Source organism: Desulfosporosinus fructosivorans (assembly GCF_004766045.1).
GTDB lineage: Bacteria > Bacillota > Desulfitobacteriia > Desulfitobacteriales > Desulfitobacteriaceae > Desulfosporosinus > Desulfosporosinus fructosivorans.
The window spans coordinates 457,920-474,298 of the sequence record NZ_SPQQ01000001.1; the positions used below are offsets into that span (position 1 = coordinate 457,920).

General features: G+C 44.4%; 17 protein-coding genes and 1 other annotated feature. Of the genes, 14 read left to right on the plus strand and 3 right to left on the minus strand.

Annotated features, from left to right (window positions below; genetic code table 11):
• Window positions 1–488: 488 nt before the first annotated feature.
• The 3 genes from E4K67_RS02195 to E4K67_RS31435 all read left to right on the plus strand — a co-directional run bounded on the left by E4K67_RS02195 (window position 489) and on the right by E4K67_RS31435 (window position 4,125).
• Window positions 489–1,145: a helix-hairpin-helix domain-containing protein gene (locus E4K67_RS02195; protein ID WP_135544761.1), complete on the plus strand. Its 657-nt coding sequence runs from the start codon at window positions 489–491 to the stop codon at window positions 1,143–1,145.
• Window positions 1,142–3,670: a DNA internalization-related competence protein ComEC/Rec2 gene (locus tag E4K67_RS02200; RefSeq protein ID WP_135544762.1), complete on the plus strand. Its 2,529-nt coding sequence runs from the start codon at window positions 1,142–1,144 to the stop codon at window positions 3,668–3,670. Before E4K67_RS02195 ends, E4K67_RS02200 begins: the two co-directional genes overlap by 4 nt.
• Before the next feature lie 275 nt (window positions 3,671–3,945).
• Window positions 3,946–4,125, plus strand: a complete 180-nt coding sequence (locus E4K67_RS31435; RefSeq protein WP_135545154.1) for an MmgE/PrpD family protein — start codon at window positions 3,946–3,948, stop codon at window positions 4,123–4,125.
• Here E4K67_RS31435 and E4K67_RS02210 read toward each other — a convergent pair.
• Together E4K67_RS02210 and E4K67_RS02215 are read right to left on the minus strand one after the other, a co-directional pair.
• Complete coding sequence (locus E4K67_RS02210; RefSeq protein WP_135544763.1) at window positions 4,073–5,596, minus strand: 2-isopropylmalate synthase; 1,524 nt, start codon at window positions 5,594–5,596, stop codon at window positions 4,073–4,075. The genes E4K67_RS31435 and E4K67_RS02210 overlap by 53 nt on opposite strands.
• Before the next feature lie 42 nt (window positions 5,597–5,638).
• Window positions 5,639–5,924, minus strand: a binding site (T-box leader).
• A 147-nt stretch (window positions 5,925–6,071) separates the two neighbouring features.
• Window positions 6,072–6,530, minus strand: coding sequence for a DUF4143 domain-containing protein (locus E4K67_RS02215; RefSeq protein ID WP_135544764.1), 459 nt, complete (start codon window positions 6,528–6,530; stop codon window positions 6,072–6,074).
• Between the two features lie 207 nt (window positions 6,531–6,737).
• Here E4K67_RS02215 and holA point away from each other — a divergent pair, with 207 nt between their 5' ends.
• Together holA and E4K67_RS02225 are read left to right on the plus strand one after the other, a co-directional pair.
• Complete coding sequence (holA, locus tag E4K67_RS02220) at window positions 6,738–7,742, plus strand: DNA polymerase III subunit delta (RefSeq protein WP_135544765.1); 1,005 nt, start codon at window positions 6,738–6,740, stop codon at window positions 7,740–7,742.
• 51 nt (window positions 7,743–7,793) lie between these two features.
• The gene (locus E4K67_RS02225) at window positions 7,794–8,012 is read left to right on the plus strand and encodes a hypothetical protein (RefSeq protein ID WP_135544766.1); all 219 of its coding nucleotides are present in this window, start codon (window positions 7,794–7,796) and stop codon (window positions 8,010–8,012) included.
• A 273-nt stretch (window positions 8,013–8,285) separates the two neighbouring features.
• Here the strand turns inward: E4K67_RS02225 and rpsT are convergent, their stop codons facing one another.
• A complete protein-coding gene (rpsT, locus tag E4K67_RS02230; protein ID WP_135544767.1) occupies window positions 8,286–8,558 on the minus strand; it encodes a 30S ribosomal protein S20 in 273 nt (90 codons plus the stop codon).
• A 201-nt stretch (window positions 8,559–8,759) separates the two neighbouring features.
• Between rpsT and E4K67_RS02235 the strand changes: the two genes are divergently transcribed.
• From E4K67_RS02235 to nifD, 9 genes are all read left to right on the plus strand, one after another.
• Window positions 8,760–9,089 carry a phage holin family protein gene (locus E4K67_RS02235; RefSeq protein WP_135544768.1) on the plus strand — a complete coding sequence of 110 codons (330 nt, stop codon included), beginning with the start codon at window positions 8,760–8,762 and terminating at the stop codon, window positions 9,087–9,089.
• 112 nt (window positions 9,090–9,201) lie between these two features.
• The gene (spoIIP, locus tag E4K67_RS02240; RefSeq protein WP_135544769.1) at window positions 9,202–10,299 is read left to right on the plus strand and encodes a stage II sporulation protein P; all 1,098 of its coding nucleotides are present in this window, start codon (window positions 9,202–9,204) and stop codon (window positions 10,297–10,299) included.
• A 229-nt stretch (window positions 10,300–10,528) separates the two neighbouring features.
• On the plus strand, window positions 10,529–12,100 hold the full coding sequence (gene murJ, locus E4K67_RS02245; protein ID WP_135544770.1) for a murein biosynthesis integral membrane protein MurJ: 1,572 nt from the start codon (window positions 10,529–10,531) through the stop codon (window positions 12,098–12,100).
• A gap of 227 nt (window positions 12,101–12,327) precedes the next feature.
• Window positions 12,328–12,771, plus strand: a complete 444-nt coding sequence (locus tag E4K67_RS02250; RefSeq protein ID WP_135544771.1) for a HutP family protein — start codon at window positions 12,328–12,330, stop codon at window positions 12,769–12,771.
• A 352-nt stretch (window positions 12,772–13,123) separates the two neighbouring features.
• Window positions 13,124–13,279 (plus strand): hypothetical protein, encoded by a 156-nt coding sequence (locus E4K67_RS29610; RefSeq protein WP_158408374.1) that lies wholly within the window; start codon window positions 13,124–13,126, stop codon window positions 13,277–13,279.
• Between the two features lie 31 nt (window positions 13,280–13,310).
• On the plus strand, window positions 13,311–13,628 hold the full coding sequence (locus tag E4K67_RS02255) for a P-II family nitrogen regulator (protein WP_135544772.1): 318 nt from the start codon (window positions 13,311–13,313) through the stop codon (window positions 13,626–13,628).
• A 2-nt stretch (window positions 13,629–13,630) separates the two neighbouring features.
• On the plus strand, window positions 13,631–14,014 hold the full coding sequence (locus E4K67_RS02260) for a P-II family nitrogen regulator (RefSeq protein WP_135544773.1): 384 nt from the start codon (window positions 13,631–13,633) through the stop codon (window positions 14,012–14,014).
• A gap of 59 nt (window positions 14,015–14,073) precedes the next feature.
• Window positions 14,074–14,901, plus strand: a complete 828-nt coding sequence (gene nifH / locus E4K67_RS02265) for a nitrogenase iron protein (RefSeq protein WP_135544774.1) — start codon at window positions 14,074–14,076, stop codon at window positions 14,899–14,901.
• Window positions 14,902–14,939: 38 nt separating this feature from the next.
• Window positions 14,940–16,373, plus strand: a complete 1,434-nt coding sequence (nifD, locus tag E4K67_RS02270) for a nitrogenase molybdenum-iron protein alpha chain (protein ID WP_135544775.1) — start codon at window positions 14,940–14,942, stop codon at window positions 16,371–16,373.
• The last annotated feature ends 6 nt before the right edge of the window (window positions 16,374–16,379 follow it).

Consider the following 16,379-nt stretch of genomic DNA (forward strand, 5'->3'; position numbering starts at 1 on the left):
ATACGTGTATTATAAATCACTCCTCCATCTTTACATGTTTCAAGTACCTAACTGATACGCATCATCCTTCTATTGTGCAGTAAGGGGTTCCCCGGAATCTCCTGTAGGCTGTAGAGTGTACCCTCTCCATAGAGTTCATATCTAAGCCAATCCTCTAACCAGATACTACTGATACTCTGATGGCTACCGCTCCAGGGCATCAGATGAATGTCACAGATGTATGTGCCATTTAGAACACTATTGTTGTCTCATGTCGCTATTGATTCAAGTGGAGTCTATAACCATATTATAAAAAAATAAGAAGATAGATCTTCTGTAAGATTTTATTTAAATTACCAAATACGACAGGATAAACCAGACTTCGCAGCAGGAAAAAGAAGGAATAAAGAGAAGTCAGATAAAAAATAAAATCAAAAGAAATAAAAGAAATAAAAGAAATAAAACTACAGTATTTATGGACGGAAAGCAAAGGACGGAGGAATCTGCGTATGGAACGTAAGCTTCGCTATGCTTGGTGGTTAGTGCTCATGGGCCTTGTTATTTTTGCCATTTGGAGGCTTTTTTTACCTCATGGCTCTAATGCCTATCTACAAAAAACAGTTTCAAGCCGAGAAATCGTTGTTTACGTCGCAGGAGCAGTTGAGAAACCGGGGCTCGTTCATTTAGCTCCGGATGCCCGTTTGGATGATGCTCTGAAGCAGGTCTGTCCTTTGTTGGAGGCTAACCTGGAGAGTATGAATCCAGCTGAGAGGCTTAAGGACGGACAAAAGATAAACGTGCCATCTAAAGCTCCCCCGATTTCATCGGAGACCACAGAGGGGGGGAATTCGGCGGTAGGGGTGGGTAGTGGCGCTGGGAATAATATTGGGTCAACAAATGGAACGGGTGTTGGATCTGTTGGTATTGGATCTGTTAATAGTGGTGGGGGCAGCCCGGCACTGGCTAGTGGAAAGATTAATATCAATACCGCTGGAGCAGCTGAATTGGACAAGTTGTCTGGTGTCGGGCCGGCGTTAGCGGAACGCATTATTCAATACCGGACAGAACACGGACCATTTACTCGGCCTGAAGACTTAGAGAATGTTTCAGGTATTGGAGCAAAGACTTACGAGAAAATGGCTTCGCAAGTGACGGTTAGTCCATGAAAGATCCTTGGATCGGACGAGCTACAGCTCTCTTGATTGGGGGAGTCAGTGGCGCGTATTTACCAGAGCAAGCACGTCTTTGGGCGTTTGGGGTTCTCATATTACTGGGGGTACGCCTTGTATTTTGGCGGCCCCGTGATTTTTTTGGACGAGTGTTTCGGCCAGAAATCCTTTTGCTTGGCGCAAGTCTCTTATTTGGCAATGGGTATGGTGCACTAGCGGATCGAACTTTGTTAGATCCCATTTCTTTGGATCATGTGGGGATTGTTGGTCATATTCAGGATTGGAACATTTCTGAGGATAAAATTGTTGGCATAGTTCGTGTCGAGGAAGTTGAAGGTGGCACTTCAAAGGATACGTCGGATACGGCGGATACAGCGTATGCTCTGGGTGAACATTGGCGAGGATTATACGGACAGAGTTATCGGCTTACGGTTTATGCAGATAGATTGGAGCAGATTCCGGGAGAGTGGATGAGGGTACAGCAAGGAGATCGTGTAAGTTTCTTGGCACGTTTAGAGAGGCCTAAGCCGATTGGGACTCCCGGTGCATTTGACCTGCGCCTGTATTATGCGGTTCGGGGTTTAAGTGGCACGTTGAGTGCGCAAGGAGATGCAGTACTGCTTTCTGCTGGGCAGTCAAGTCTAACTTGGAAAATTCGCCAGCAGGTACGAAGTCGGCTTCAGGTCTGGGATCCTGAGGAAACGGGGGTGCTGGAGGGGATTCTCTTTGGGGATTCCAGTCGTATTCCGGATGTGGTTCAAGAACGCTACAAGGTGACAGGCGTACTTCACGTCTTTGCGGCTTCAGGTTCTAATGTGGCCTTTGTGCTTGGACTTTCTTGGATGTTATTGCGCTTTTTGCCTAAGCAGCTGCGAATCAGCGGAACGGTCGTGGTACTTTTACTGTATGCTGCACTTTGTGGAGGGAATGCCCCGATTGTTAGAGCGACTGTTTTGGGTATCGTCGTTCTGCTTGGTCGGTTAGGGCGAGGAAACGTGGCCACGCTACGTTGGCTGTGCTTAGCAGCGGTAGCCCTATTTATTCAAAATCCTTTAATCATTAAAGACCTTGGGTTTCAACTTTCCTTTGCAGCCGCTTGGGGGCTTGTTGTCTTGGCTCCTCGGATTCTCAAGGGAAAGTGGCTTGAACGCCTCCCTAAGTTATTGCGTTTCGCTGTCGCAGGTACATTAGCTGCGCAAGTCGCCACCCTACCGCTTCTGATTTCGGCGTTTCATCGGTTATCGTTGATAGGATTTTTTGCGAATGTCTTTATCCTTTTCATTTTAGGCAGTGTGCTCGAAGTGGGACTCGTCGGGGTGATCCTCTCTTTTTCTGGGTGGCTATCTGCTCCTTTTTTTCAGGCAAGCCTCTGGCTTTTAGCAGGGACGAATACGATTTTGAAGATGTTGGCTGAAATACCGTACGCTGACGTCTGGGTGTTAAACCCAGGGCCCCTTTTTTGGATAATTTGGTATGGAGGAATGGGAATCATTCTTTGGGGAAGAGAGCGTGTGCTTTTTGCTGTCAAGGTGAGCTTGATTCAGCTTAGCAGAGGGTTAAGCGGTAGTGCTTTAAAGATTCTAGAACACTGTCCATTGAGATTACGCGGCGTCTTGCAGCGGTTACAGGTGACTATGTTGACTCGGGTTAGGTTTCGAGAGTGGTTACCTATTCGTATCGGGGGAATAGTACTAATTGTTCTTTTCCTATGGAGTCCTTGGAATTTACAGAATGATCTAGAAGTCGTACTGATCGATGTGGGGCAAGGGGATGCGATCTTAATCCGAACGCCTGAGAACCATGCTATCTTGCTGGATGCAGGACCGAGAAGTGATCGGTTTGATGCTGGAGAGCGCATTGTCCTTCCTTATTTATTGCAAAGCAGAATTGGGCACTTAGATGCGTTATTGATTACTCATGAACATCAGGATCATATCGGGGGTGTCCGGGCGGTGCTTGCCAATATTCCGACAGATTGGGTTGGTATTCCTGATGTCGCGGAGCAGTTAGAAAATGAGGAATGGCAGGAAGGACTTCCCTTTGAGCTGCTCTATCAGTCGGAGAGATTACGGACGCTTCAAGTTGGAGATCGGATCGAGCTTGATTCAGGGGCGTGGTTGGACGTGTTAGGGCCAACTAAGGTTCTCAGAGGAACGCATTCGGATCCAAATAATAATTCCTTGGTGCTTAAGCTTAACTACATGGGGCAAAGTATTATGTTGACAGCGGATATGGAGCAAGAAGAAATGGAAGAGATATTTGAAACTGGTGTCGATTTAGAAAACAGTATCTTCAAAGTACCTCATCATGGAAGCCGGTTTTCCTTGTATCACCCTTGGTTGGACGGGATTCATCCTCAGGCTGTTTGTATTTCGGTGGGGAAGAATACGTTTGGGCATCCCTCACCAGAAGTTCTAAACTATTGGGAAGAGCGCCACATTCCAGTTTATCGGACGGATGAACATGGGACTATCCAATTTAGGATAGGTGAACGCGGAGTTGATATACTGCCAGGTCGTTAACTTTAACCATCCTTAGGAGAAAGTAAATGCCTTATGCTTGTGTCTTTTGAAAAATTTAAGATAAAATATTCTTGGAATGTATAAAAAGGAAATACTGGGTAAGAATAGCAAGGAACATCTCTTTTCTCCTCCTCTTTCTTTTGCCCCTCCACGATCCGTGGGGGGCTTTTTTTTCAGGGCAGAAAGTATAAGTTGATGGTACCAAATAGAAATGATAACTTTCTGGAAGGCCATATCAATATATGATTAGGGCACGGCTATAAAATTCTGTAAAAATTAATGCTTCTTGCCGACACACGCACCATGCTATTGATATAGTTCTCGACCTGGTGCAAAAACACAACTTAACACCGGAGCAAATTGATAATATTGTGGTTGAGACGGGCCCTATGGCGAATCACACTAAGACTCTGTTACTAACTCGGTATGCAAGTTTCTCTTATCTAAGGCGTTAATATAAGCTTTGGCACTGGCTTCAATAATATCTGTTGAAAACCCCTTTCCTACTACAAGACGACCATCATTATTGCGCAATTTTACAGTGGCCTCTCCTAGAGCCTCGCTACTCCGAGTCACAGACTTTAGGGTATAATCTTCTAGGATGGCAGTATTGCCTGTTATCCTATCAATAGTGTTGAATAGAGCATTAACTGGACCGTTACCGCATGCGGCATCTGTGATCGTTTTGCCCGCTATTTCTAGGATTACGGTAGCTGTCGCCATCTCAACCCCATTTGTCGCGATAGACATACTTTGTAGCACAATACTGCTTTCAATACCTCCAGAATCCCCCATTAGGACATAGAGATCTTGATCAAACACTTCTTTCTTCTGATCCGCCAATTGTAAGAACCTTTGATATACGTCATCCAACTGAGCACCTTCTATGGTATACCCTAATTCCATCAGACAATGTTGGAGTGCATGTCTTCCAGATCTTGCGGTAAGGCTGATGATATTTTGAGGTACGCCGATGGTTTCTGGTTGGATGATCTCATAGGTTTTCCTATCTTTTAAAACCCCATCTTGGTGAATGCCTGAGGCATGATTGAAGGCATTGGCTCCAACAATCGCTTTATGATCCGGTACAGTCACTCCGGTTATCCGAGAAACAAGTCTGCTGGTGGCAGAAATTTCACGGGTGTTTATTTTGCTCTCTACTCCGTACCCGTCACGCCGGGTATATATGGACATGATGACCTCTTCTAAGGAAGTATTCCCTGCCCGCTCTCCGATACCGTTAATGGTTCCTTCCAATTGGCTCGCTCCCGCTTTGATACCGGCAAGGGAATTTGCCGTTGCCATTCCTAAATCATTATGGCAATGAACACTGACGATGGCTCTATCAATATTCTTCACGTTATTGATAACATAATTAATCAGTTCTCCGTATTCCCAGGGGTTAGCATAGCCGACTGTATCTGGGATATTAACTACCGTAGCTCCAGCAGAAATCACATTCTCGATCACTCTAGCCAAGAACGTTGGGCTACTACGGAAAGCATCTTCAGCGTAAAACTCAACATCGCTCACGTATTTCTTGGCATACTTTACGGCAGCAACCGCCTGCTCCACGACTTGGTCGGGGGTAAGCTTCAATTTCTTTTCCATGTGAACTGGAGATACCCCTATGCCCGTGTGGATTCGAGGGTATTCCGCGTTGTGTAACGCTTCAGCACAAAGATCGATATCTTGGACAGCAGCCCTTGTCAAACCACAAATGATGACTCCTTTAACTTCCTTAGCAATGGTTTTGACAGATTCCATGTCACCTGGCGAAGAAGCTGGGAAACCAGCTTCAATAATATCTACGCCGAGCCTCACTAACTGGTGGCTAATCTCTAATTTCTCTTTGACATTCAGGGTTATACCCAGGGACTGCTCTCCATCTCTGAGGGTAGTATCAAAGACATATAATTTGCGCATCGTCTTTTCCTCCTTTAAAATAAAAATAAACCCTTCGTCTCTGATTGAGACGAAGGGTTAGTTCGCGGTACCACTCAAGTTGACAGCAAATTGCCGTCTTCTCTGCAGATACGGGAGTTAATCGAGATTCGTGGTTCGTTGTTTGTTAATTTCGACTATCCGATATCTCCTTCCTTTTAACGGTGGAAGCTCCGTCCGAGCCTACTCTAATAAATTTCGGTCGGCTACTCGAGGAAGAGTTCCAAGTCGTTTCCATTACTGCCTTTCACCAAACGGCAGTTCTCTAGAATGGAAACAGGGCTGTACTATTTCCTCTCATCGTCATTTTAGCATTTTTAACATTCTACACTACTTTTTGCTATTGTCAAGTGTATTATTTGTCGTAAAGTTGGCGACACCCAAAGTTAGGCAATTGTCATTATAGGTCCCTTCAAAATTAAAGGGTTCCTATTCAAACTTTCTGTACTTTATACAATCATATGAGTCTAATTGGAATGATATAATTTTTACTATCAAATGCCATTAGTTCTTCCTTCATGCAAAGCACGGCCCCATTTCCGCGGTCTATATTTGCTCTATCTAGTGTATTAAATACATGAGTTAATTGTGATGCAGGTGATGCAGTTTTCTTAATTTCAATGGGGGATAGCTTTCCATCAGCTTCAATTATCAAATCGATCTTCTTCATATCTTTATCACGATAATAATATATGAAGGGTGTTTTTGCTGAGTTATTGTAGCTTTTAAATATTTCACTGACCACATAATTTTCTAGCACAGCCCCATTCATTGCGCCACTCTCAAGTGTTTCTGGACTACTCCATTTTGTAAGATAGGTACAAAGACCTGTAGCCAAGGCTAGTGGAAGTGTATCGAACCCATAAGCGGTCCTGGTATGACCAATATAGTGAAAATGAAAATAGACATTAATCAACTCCGAAAATGTGGCTTAGAAGTACCAGAGTTTGACTGTAACACCGCCCGTGGGGAGGTGTTACGTTCCTGTTCGAGTCTTGGCTGCAGCCATCCATGAGCAGCGCTCGGCGCTAGCCAAGTTTTCGTTATGGAAAGAGTTATAATTAGCTCTTTATCTGGCTTTTTTTGGTGGTCTCAATTAAAATAGGCAAAGGGGGTGGCAAAAATGCGTGAGATTGAACGAATTAAGGAAAGTGTAGCGAGCGGGAAGGTTGCAACCGTTTATTTGTGGTATGGGGAAGATCGTTTTCTAATTCAAGAGGGATTGAAGGTCCTTAAGTCGTTCCATTTCATGACGGATCCGTCTGGAAGTGGAATGGAAGTAGTTTCTGCTAAAGAGTTGTCACCAGCTGTCATTGTAGAGCGGGCAAATACAATGTCTTTTTTTGCCAATCGCCTGCTGATCGTTGAAGATGTGAATTATTTTCAAGATGGGCAGACGGCAGATTTGGAGCCGTTTTTGGACTACTTTGCTAACCCCAATCCCAGGACGTGCCTTTTGTTTATCGCTGAGAGTGTGCATAGAGGAAGAAAGTTTTACAAGGCTTTAGATAAAACCGGGGAGATTATGGAATTCTGCGCACCGAAACGACCGCAGGAATGGCTTACTTGGGTTCAGTCGGAATTAAAAGTACGTGGAAAATCGATGAATACTCAAGTCGCATCTCAATTTATTGAATGGACGGGACACCATACTGGCGTTTTGTCTCAAGAGTTAGATAAACTTATCGTATTTGTGGGAGAACGCCAGAAGATCACGTCGGAAGATATTAAAGCGATTACTCCTCAATCAATTGAAACAAGTATCTTTGATCTTTTGGACGCAGTAGCCAGTCGGTCCTCTGCAAAGGCTCTCCAAGCCTTAAGAGACGTGTTGCGTAAAGAACCTGCCTTAAAGGTCTTAGCGTTGCTGGTTCGACAAGTCCGACTACTACTGGGGTGTGACGCTTTGCGTAAGCGCGGGGGAAATGTTGCTGAAGCTCCCTCCGTATTAGGAATTTCGCCTTATGAAGCTCAAAAAATCTGGCAACAATCTGTTAGGTTATCGACGGGGCAGCTTTCCAAGGCGTTGTCAGAGTGTTTAAATACAGACTTAGCTATGAAAACTGGGGGCGGTGATCCGGGATTATTGCTGGAAATAATGCTTATTAAATTTTGTGAGGGTCCGTGAGACACGTCCTCGGCCATGCGCGGTCGTCGTGCCAAACTAGGGCGTTAGTCCTTGATGCAAGCGGGCAGGATTCCCGGCCAATGCATCCTTGTCGCAGGGCCGGCGGGAAACATCCTTGTTTCCCGTCCTGCTTTAGGTAAGAGGATTAAAGCCGAGTTTGGCTACGACGAACACGAAGGCGTCGGAGCGTGTGATCACGGACCCTTTGGTCTGGGGTCGACGGAGATTAGGAACGACGGAGTGGCCCGTGGCGTTGTCTGCGTTTATTGACGCAGAGACACTTTGTGTGCGTTATAGGAATAAGTGTGCGAGTTTGGTTACGACAAGGGAATAGGCGTCGGAGCGTGTGATCGCGGACCCTCCGAGCTGAGGCGCCGGGTAGGAACTGGGGACGGCCTGTTTCCGCTCTACGGAAAAGGCGGGACGTGTCTCGTGCAAGTCTTGGGGACGGAGAGGGAGTGTCTTGCAGAGCTCGCTTAAAAAAGCAAACAAAAAAAGTAAGCAACAATTTAATTTGTCGCTTACTTTTTAGTCCGTTATGTCCTACCCTACTTTGGCAAAAGCTTTAACGAATCTACTCGTAAGACGGGATTTCTTGCGAGCTGACAGGTTCTTATGAATCAAACCCTTGGAGGAGGCTTTATCCAAAGCACACATAGCCTTTTTCAAAGCGAGTGCTGCAGTTTCGGAATCCGTTGTGATTGATTCTTCAAAACGACGAATAGTCGTCCGTAAGAAAGATTTCGCAGCAGCATTCTTAATCATGCGGGCTTTTCCTAACTCAACTCTTTTGATGGCGGATTTAATGTTTGGCACTAATAGTCACCCCCTTTGGTTATTGATACTCCTTGCTTGTTACACAAACTATATTTTAACATCAGGCTGGGAATTTATCAAGGAAAATCAATTAATAAATGATTTATTAATAAATTTTGTTATTATTGTTTAAACTAAGTCAGTAGGAAAGGGTTTAAGAAATAAAGTAAATCCAAAACAAATGAATGGAGGGTACAAATAATGTTAGGAATGATCGTACGGTTTGTTGTTTCAGCTCTAGTTTTACTCTTGGTAAGTTACATTGTCCCAGGACTCAAAGTGAATGGTTTTACCGGAGCTTTGATCGCAGCAGTAGTGATCGCTGTACTGGGCTATGCTATTGAAAAGTTATTCGGTGACAAAATTACACGGACGGGTCGGGGGGCGGTTGGGTTTATTACGGCGGCTGTCGTCATTTACTTTAGTCAGTTTATTGTTCCCGGCTATATTACTGTTTCAATTATCGGCGCTTTATTGTCCTCACTCGTTATTGGAATTGTCGATAGCTTTGTTCCAACGACGCTTCGTTAGTTGAGAACTAAAAGGATCAAGTACCTATTCAACTAAAAATCTTCTTGATAATGTTCTACCTTGGACTTGTCCCTCATAATTCTTCTATAAAAGAGGAAGGGGGACAAGTCCTTTGTTACGGGAAGATTTTTTTCATCGGCAAAAAAAACATTACCGAATATGGAGAGTGAGAGAATGGGCGCGAGGATTCCTTTTAGTCTTGGTAAGCATTCTAGTTATCATGGGACTGGCTTATGCCCTCAAGAGTGGGAGTTCTCGTCAAATAATTGGATTTCTAGCTCAACAGTCGTTTCCCTTTGAAGCAATTTTAATGGAAGGGGTTCCTGGTTATTCTCAGCCTGAGCGCGCTCGCTTAGATCTTGTAAGGAATCAAGGGGCGGCGGTCGGTATGTTTTTATTAACAGGTGTGAATATTGCAGATCCCCGGACATTTTTTCTGGGCTATTTATCTCCCCCACCTCAAGGGCCTGTGTGGTTAGGGTGGGCTTATAATCCTAATGATCCAGAGTTTGAAGGTCCAATTCTTGAACCGATCGAACCTCAAAAGCCTGATGGAAACACGGATCCAAATCCGCCAGCGCCAGCGCCAGAGCCAGTGCCAGGGGCGAAAGAAGTTTTGGTAGGAATATATAATACGCACAACAGTGAGAGTTATGCAGGAGACGGAGGATTGGAACATGAGTTTGGCAAAAATGGGGAAGTCGTAACGGTGGGAGAAACACTTAAGAAAGCTCTTGGACAAAACGGAATTAGTGCTGCTCACTCCTTGGAAATACATGATGCGCTGGATTTCATGAAAGCGTATAGCAAATCGGTTGTTACTGCAACCAAAATGACCAAAGATTATCCTTCCATGAAGGTATTAATTGACGTTCATAGAGATGGATTCCCTCTTGGGGTTCCAAAGTCAACGATCATGGTAAAGGGGAAAAGTGTGAGTAGGGTGATGGTGGTGATAGGAAAGCAGAATCCGCACTGGGAAAAGAATGAAGCTTTAGCAAAAGAACTCATGGCCATAGGGGAAAAGAAATATCCTGGGCTGTTTAAAGCAAACATTAGTTATGCAGCTAATGCGCGGTATAATCAACATCTTTCTGACGGCGCGTTATTGTTAGAATTTGGGTCTCAGTTAAATTCGACAGAGGAATCAAATGGTGCAGCTGAAGCCGTGGCGGAGATTTTGGCTGATTATTTAAAGAAAGTGTCTTAAGCTAATAGCGAAGTTCGCTTTCAGACAGGGGGACGGTTCTTTTGTCTTTCTCCAGACGGGAGAACCGTCCCCCTATCTTTCTCCAAGTCAGACAGCAGAACCGTCCCTTGTCGCTTCTTTTCTCCTGTTCAATTTATCTCATTTGAATTCATCCTTGTTACGAACGCGCGAAAAATGCTATAATTTGAATGGTGGATTAGCACGAATGGGGAGAAGGGGTCAGCTCGATATGTCATCAACCAACCGTACACTCGTGAAAGCTGCCGGATTTTTAATGGCTGCTCAATTGATTTCTCGGCTGTTAGGGTTTTTACGCGAAACACTGATTGCTGGATTTTATGGCCAAGGCAGTACCACTGATGCTTATAATGCTGCTTTTATTCTTCCGGATTTATTATATTGGTTACTTGTCGGTGGAGTTCTAAGTGCTGCTTTCATTCCGGTATTTTCGGAATACATAGCTAAAGAGAAAGTTGATGAAGGCTGGAAAGTAGTCAGCTCGGTTGTGAATTTAATCTTTCTTACGTTAGGATTACTCATTTTTATTGGGCTCCTTTTCACTCCCCAATTTCTCCGTTTGATGGTTCCGGGATTTGAAAAAATTGGAAATATCCATTTGACCGTTAATTTGACTCGTATTCTCTTGATACAGCCTTTGTTTATGGCTATAAGCGGATTAATTATGGGAGTCTTGAATTCTTACAAAATTTTCTGGCCTTCTGCTTTGGGGACGGTTCTTTATAACGCCTGCATTATCTTTTTTGGGACGATTCTAGCAAACCCCGCTAAACCTGAGAGTATTTCTGGGTTTGCGGTTGGGGTGGTTGTGGGTGCTGTCGCAAGTTTTGCTGTTCAAATACCTTCTTTACGGAAAGTTGGAGTGCGTTACTACCCAATTATTGACTGGCACAATCCTGGTGTGCGTCGGATTGGGGCGCTTGCCTTGCCTATTATCATCAGCTATTCCTTAAATCAAATTCAAGTGGTGGTTAATAATAACTTCGGATCGACACTGCCTCCGGGAAGCATTACTGCAGTTTGGTATTCTTATCGTCTTTTTCAGCTGCCTGTAGGTATTTTTGCGTTAGCGATTGCTGTGGCTACCTTTCCGACAATGACAGAACAAGCAGCTTTAAAACAATGGGATAAACTGCGCCAAACCATATCTGGCGCTATTCGCATGGTCGTTTTTATCACGGTGCCAATTTCAGTCGGAATGATTGTTTTGCGCTATCCCTTGATTCGAGTCTTGTTTCAACATGGACAGTTTTCGGCTAACGACACCTTTACTACCGCGATCCCACTGTTTTATTTTGCCATTGGGATTTCTTCACAGTCCGTGATTCAGATTCTCCCGCGTGCTTTTTATGCCCTTCAGGATACTTGGACACCGGTGATTTTAGGGATTATTGCCATGGTGGTTAATGTCATTGCTATGGTATTATTGATTGGACCACTAGCTCACGGGGGGCTGGCTTTTGCCACGAGCATTGCGGCTGTGGTGAACATGGTTTTGTTGTTTTATATGCTGCGTCGACGTTTGGGGCAAATGGACGGCTGGGCTATGTTCTGGACAAGTGTAAAATCTTTAATCGCTTCGCTTTTCATGGCGGGTGTTATCTGGGTGTGGAGTGAATGGCTTACCCCATTGATCGGCATTCGTACGTTGGGTTCGCTGGTCGTCTTGATTACTGGAACGGTGATTGGGGCTCTTGCTTTTGCTGGGATGGCGAAAATCCTGAGAATGGGAGAATTCGAGCAGGCAATGGGTTTGGTTTACCGGAAGATTGGAACGAGATAAATACGCTCGTGGATGAAAGTATAAAGTTAACAGGGCAACAATCTGATGTATGACTTATGTATAATGTATTAAACAGTTATGCTGATTTTTTGGCGTTGACAACGGGTGGGTTATCGGGTACTATTGTGAATATCACTTAGTGATTAAACATTCGGCAATGAAGCCGTCAAGATGTTTCACAACATCTGGCGGCTTTTTCTGTTTTCTATTTAGAGGGAGGGGATGCTTTGCAAGAGCCGACAAGGGTTAATAAGAATCGACCTTCCTTGGAGCGGTCCGCAATACGTTTAGCCCTGACAGAGACAAGAGAGGAAGAGGATAAGCTCAAGAAATTCCTGCTTGAAGCGTACAATATGCGTAGTGGTGTGACTGAACTCGGAGGGACTGAAACAAATCTTCAACATACTGGAAAACTAACGAATTCAGTTCTGGCAGCAGCCTTTAACACCGGTGTTATCCCAAAGGATGCTCGAAAAATTCACGCATTGATCCATGCGACCTTGGAAGCCAGTAATAGCATTTTCATTCATAACAATAGCAACGCCAGTTATGTTCTGAAAATTGGTTTGACGACGGACACAGAATGGATCGCGGTAGCAATTTATGGCCGTTCATCTCTTCATCCTTTATTAGAACATGCTCGTGTAGGCTTGGGATTTATGCATCTTTAATTAGAACTAGGATAAGAGTGTTGAGTGATTAGTGTAATTAGGTACAAAGTATAAACCCTACTTCGATAAATGTGTTCATTGTTATTAGAGCCATCTAGATTGTCATAGAGTTATCATAGGATAAGAGTAGCTAGAGCGATAGAGTGATAGAGTACCAAGAGATCTGTTGATTGTACAATTTCATAACCGGGCACCAAATCGATTGATGATTTGGAGCGGAAAAGTGTTTTAGAGAGCCCTTAATTATACAAAATTAAGGGCTCTCTTTGTCTTTTTCTTTAATACAGTCAGATTCTTAAGTTGGTGCGACGCAATTTGAGGTATGGAAATTTCGATTGAGGGAGGTGATGCGATGGCGGAGTCTAGCTCCTTCGCCACTCAAGGTGTTCCTATTGGGAAAGCGGCGATAGTCTCGCACTGGAGACTTACATTGCCAGTGACTTACGTCACCGAAACAGAGTCCGAACTACCGCTCCCATATGGAGAAGTGAGATTCACGATTGGATGAAATGATTTAAATTTTAAGGAGGATGAATTCTATGAAAATGATTAGAGCAATTGTTAGACCTGATAAAACGGAGATTGTGGCTGAGGCCTTAGCACAGGCGGGAATGCCATCGCTGACAAAAATGCACGTCTTTGGCCGTGGCAGGACTAAGGGGATCCGAATTGGAGATGTGGTTTACGATGAGTTTCCAAAGACTCTTCTTCTCTTAGTCATTGAAGATGACAAGTTAGACAACGCCATTTCTATTATTATCGAAAGCGCCAAGACTGGAACTATGGGCGATGGCAAGATCTTTGTGACTGAGGTTGAAGAAGCGTATACCGTAAGTAAAGGGACAAAGGGGTTGTAGAAATGAAGGAAATAATGACTTTAATTCGACGCCATCAGGTACCCGCTACAAAGAAGGCTTTTGAAGATGCTGGTTTTCCTGCTCTGACGATTCAAAGTGTAGAGGGCCGTGGGAAGCAAGGGGGAATCGGTGGCTGGGCAGCTGAAATCGACCCTGAATTAAATTACATGTTGAGTAAAGAGATGGCGGATGATACCAAATTCAACTGGATTCCTAAACGGATGTTAACGATTGTGGTGCAGGATGACCAAGTCGAAGAAGTGGTCGATGTGATTATCAAAGCGAATCAAACAGGGCACATGGGGGACGGTAAAATATTTGTTCTCCCCTTAAAAGAAGTTATTCGTGTTCGCACGGGGGAAATCGGGAGCGAAGCAGTTATTTAACAGGACGATGGAGATAAGACCATAGTCTTAACTAGTTTGATATAAAGGAGTGTATTTACATGAGGCAAATCGCAATTTATGGCAAAGGTGGAATCGGAAAATCGACGACAACCCAAAACACGGTCGTCGCTCTAGCTGAAATGGGGAGAAAGGTCACGATTGTTGGCTGTGACCCTAAAGCAGACTCCACGCGCTTGATTTTACACAGTAAAGCGCAAACGACGGTTATGGACTTAGCCCGCGAACGAGGGACTGTCGAAGATTTAGAGCTGAATGAGGTTTTGGTGGAAGGGTATTTGGGGGTTCGTTGTGCAGAATCGGGGGGGCCAGAACCAGGGGTCGGGTGTGCTGGTCGGGGGGTAATTACGGCGATTAACTTCTTGGAGGAAAATGGAGCGTATACGGCAGATACAGATTATGTCTTCTACGATGTTTTAGGTGACGTTGTATGCGGTGGGTTTGCGATGCCGATTCGCGAGAATAAAGCTAAGGAAATCTATATTGTAACTTCTGGCGAAATGATGGCCATGTATGCTGCCAACAATATTTCAAAAGGGATTTTAAAGTACGCGCAAACTGGGACCGTTCGTCTGGGAGGTTTGATCTGTAACAGTCGTCAAACTGACAAAGAAAACGAATTAATCGAGGCCTTGGCCAAATCCTTAAATACCCAAATGATTCACTTCATGCCCCGGGATAACGAGGTACAACGCGCTGAAGTCCGTAAAATGACCGTTATCGAATATAACTCTACCCATCCTCAGGCAGATGAGTATCGAGCATTAGCCAAAAAAATTGAGAATAACACCATGATGACCATCCCCACGCCGCTTTCGATGGATGAATTAGAAGAGTTAATGATGGAATTCGGTATCCTGGATATGTAGTATCCATCAGCTATTGAGAAATTAGGGAGGTCAGCGTTATGAGCATAAATCAGACTAAGGAGTTTACCAAACAAGTTGTGGAAGAAGTCCTGGAGATTTATCCGGAAAAGGCCAAAAAGGATCGGAATAAACATCTTGCAGTCAAAGATGATGCCTGTGAAGGATGTGCAGTTAAATCAAATTCGAAAACAGTTCCAGGAGTGATGACTGCCCGGGGGTGTGCCTACGCAGGAGCCAAAGGGGTTGTCTGGGGTCCGGTCAAGGATGTGGTGCATATTTCACACGGGCCAGTCGGGTGTGGTTTTTATTCTTGGGGCAATCGCAGAAACTTGGCTGACGGTGAAATCGGGGTTGACAACTTTGTGCCGTTTCTTTTCACCTCGGACTTCCAGGAAAGCGATATCATCTATGGTGGGGATAAAAAGCTGGAGAAAATAATTGGCGAGGCTGTTGGGCTTTTCCCGAACGCCAAAGGGATTTCTGTTCTTTCAGAATGTCCTGTCGGACTGATTGGAGACGACATTGAAAGTGTCGCTCGACGCACGAGTTTGGAGTACGAAATTCCAGTCATCCCAGTCCGGTGTGAAGGGTTTAGGGGCATAAGCCAGTCCCTTGGTCATCATATCGCCAATGATGCTATTCGGGATCACCTCTTGGGTAAGGGACCCGGTCGCGAAGTAGGACCGTACGACATTGGAATTATCGGTGATTATAATATTGGTGGCGACGCCTGGGCCAGTAAAAAACTCCTCGAAGAAATTGGTTTAAACGTGGTCAATATTTGGACGGGTGACTCTACGATGGAAATGTTGCAGAATGGGCATCTGGTCAAACTTAATTTAATCCACTGTACAAGAAGCATGAATTACATCGTCAAACACATGGAGGACACTTACGGAACCCCCTGGCTGGAATTCAACTTCTTCGGACCGACAAAAGTCAAAGAATCCCTTCTTAAGATTGCAGAGAAATTTGACCAAACTATCATGGACAAAACTTTAAAGGTTATCGAAAAATATGAAGCTGAGATGGCGAAAGTGATTGAGTCTTATCGTTCGCGCCTGTCCGGAAAAAGCGTGATGCTGTATATTGGTGGTCTTCGTCCGAGACATATGATCGGAGCGTATGAAGATTTGGGCATGGAAGTCATTGGTACGGGTTACGAATTTGCTCATAAAGAAGATTATGAGGTAACCGTTCCAGATTTAAAAGAAGGAACCTTGATTTATGACGATGTGAATGCTTATGAGCTTGAAGAGTTTGTACAGAAACTAAAACCCGATTTAGTAGGATCTGGTATCAAGGAAAAGTATGTCTTTGAGAAAATGGGTCTACCCTTCCGTCAAATGCATTCATGGGATTATTCCGGCCCGTATCAAGGCTACGAAGGATTCCCGATTTTTGCTCGGGATATGGATATGGCTATCAATAGCCCTACTTGGAAATTAATCAAAGCCCCCTGGGCTAAATAAATCGGG

Bases quoted from the DNA above. Each gene is read 5' to 3' on its own strand.
- E4K67_RS02195 (WP_135544761.1), top strand. From the start codon at position 489: ATGGAACGTAAGCTTCGCTATGCTTGGTGGTTAGTGCTCATGGGCCTT.
- E4K67_RS02200 (WP_135544762.1), top strand. From the start codon at position 1,142: ATGAAAGATCCTTGGATCGGACGAGCTACAGCTCTCTTGATTGGGGGA.
- E4K67_RS02210 (WP_135544763.1), bottom strand. From the start codon at position 5,596: ATGCGCAAATTATATGTCTTTGATACTACCCTCAGAGATGGAGAGCAG.
- holA (WP_135544765.1), top strand. From the start codon at position 6,738: ATGCGTGAGATTGAACGAATTAAGGAAAGTGTAGCGAGCGGGAAGGTT.
- E4K67_RS02235 (WP_135544768.1), top strand. From the start codon at position 8,760: ATGTTAGGAATGATCGTACGGTTTGTTGTTTCAGCTCTAGTTTTACTC.
- murJ (WP_135544770.1), top strand. From the start codon at position 10,529: ATGTCATCAACCAACCGTACACTCGTGAAAGCTGCCGGATTTTTAATG.
- E4K67_RS29610 (WP_158408374.1), top strand. From the start codon at position 13,124: ATGGCGGAGTCTAGCTCCTTCGCCACTCAAGGTGTTCCTATTGGGAAA.
- E4K67_RS02255 (WP_135544772.1), top strand. From the start codon at position 13,311: ATGAAAATGATTAGAGCAATTGTTAGACCTGATAAAACGGAGATTGTG.
- E4K67_RS02260 (WP_135544773.1), top strand. From the start codon at position 13,631: ATGAAGGAAATAATGACTTTAATTCGACGCCATCAGGTACCCGCTACA.
- nifH (WP_135544774.1), top strand. From the start codon at position 14,074: ATGAGGCAAATCGCAATTTATGGCAAAGGTGGAATCGGAAAATCGACG.
- nifD (WP_135544775.1), top strand. From the start codon at position 14,940: ATGAGCATAAATCAGACTAAGGAGTTTACCAAACAAGTTGTGGAAGAA.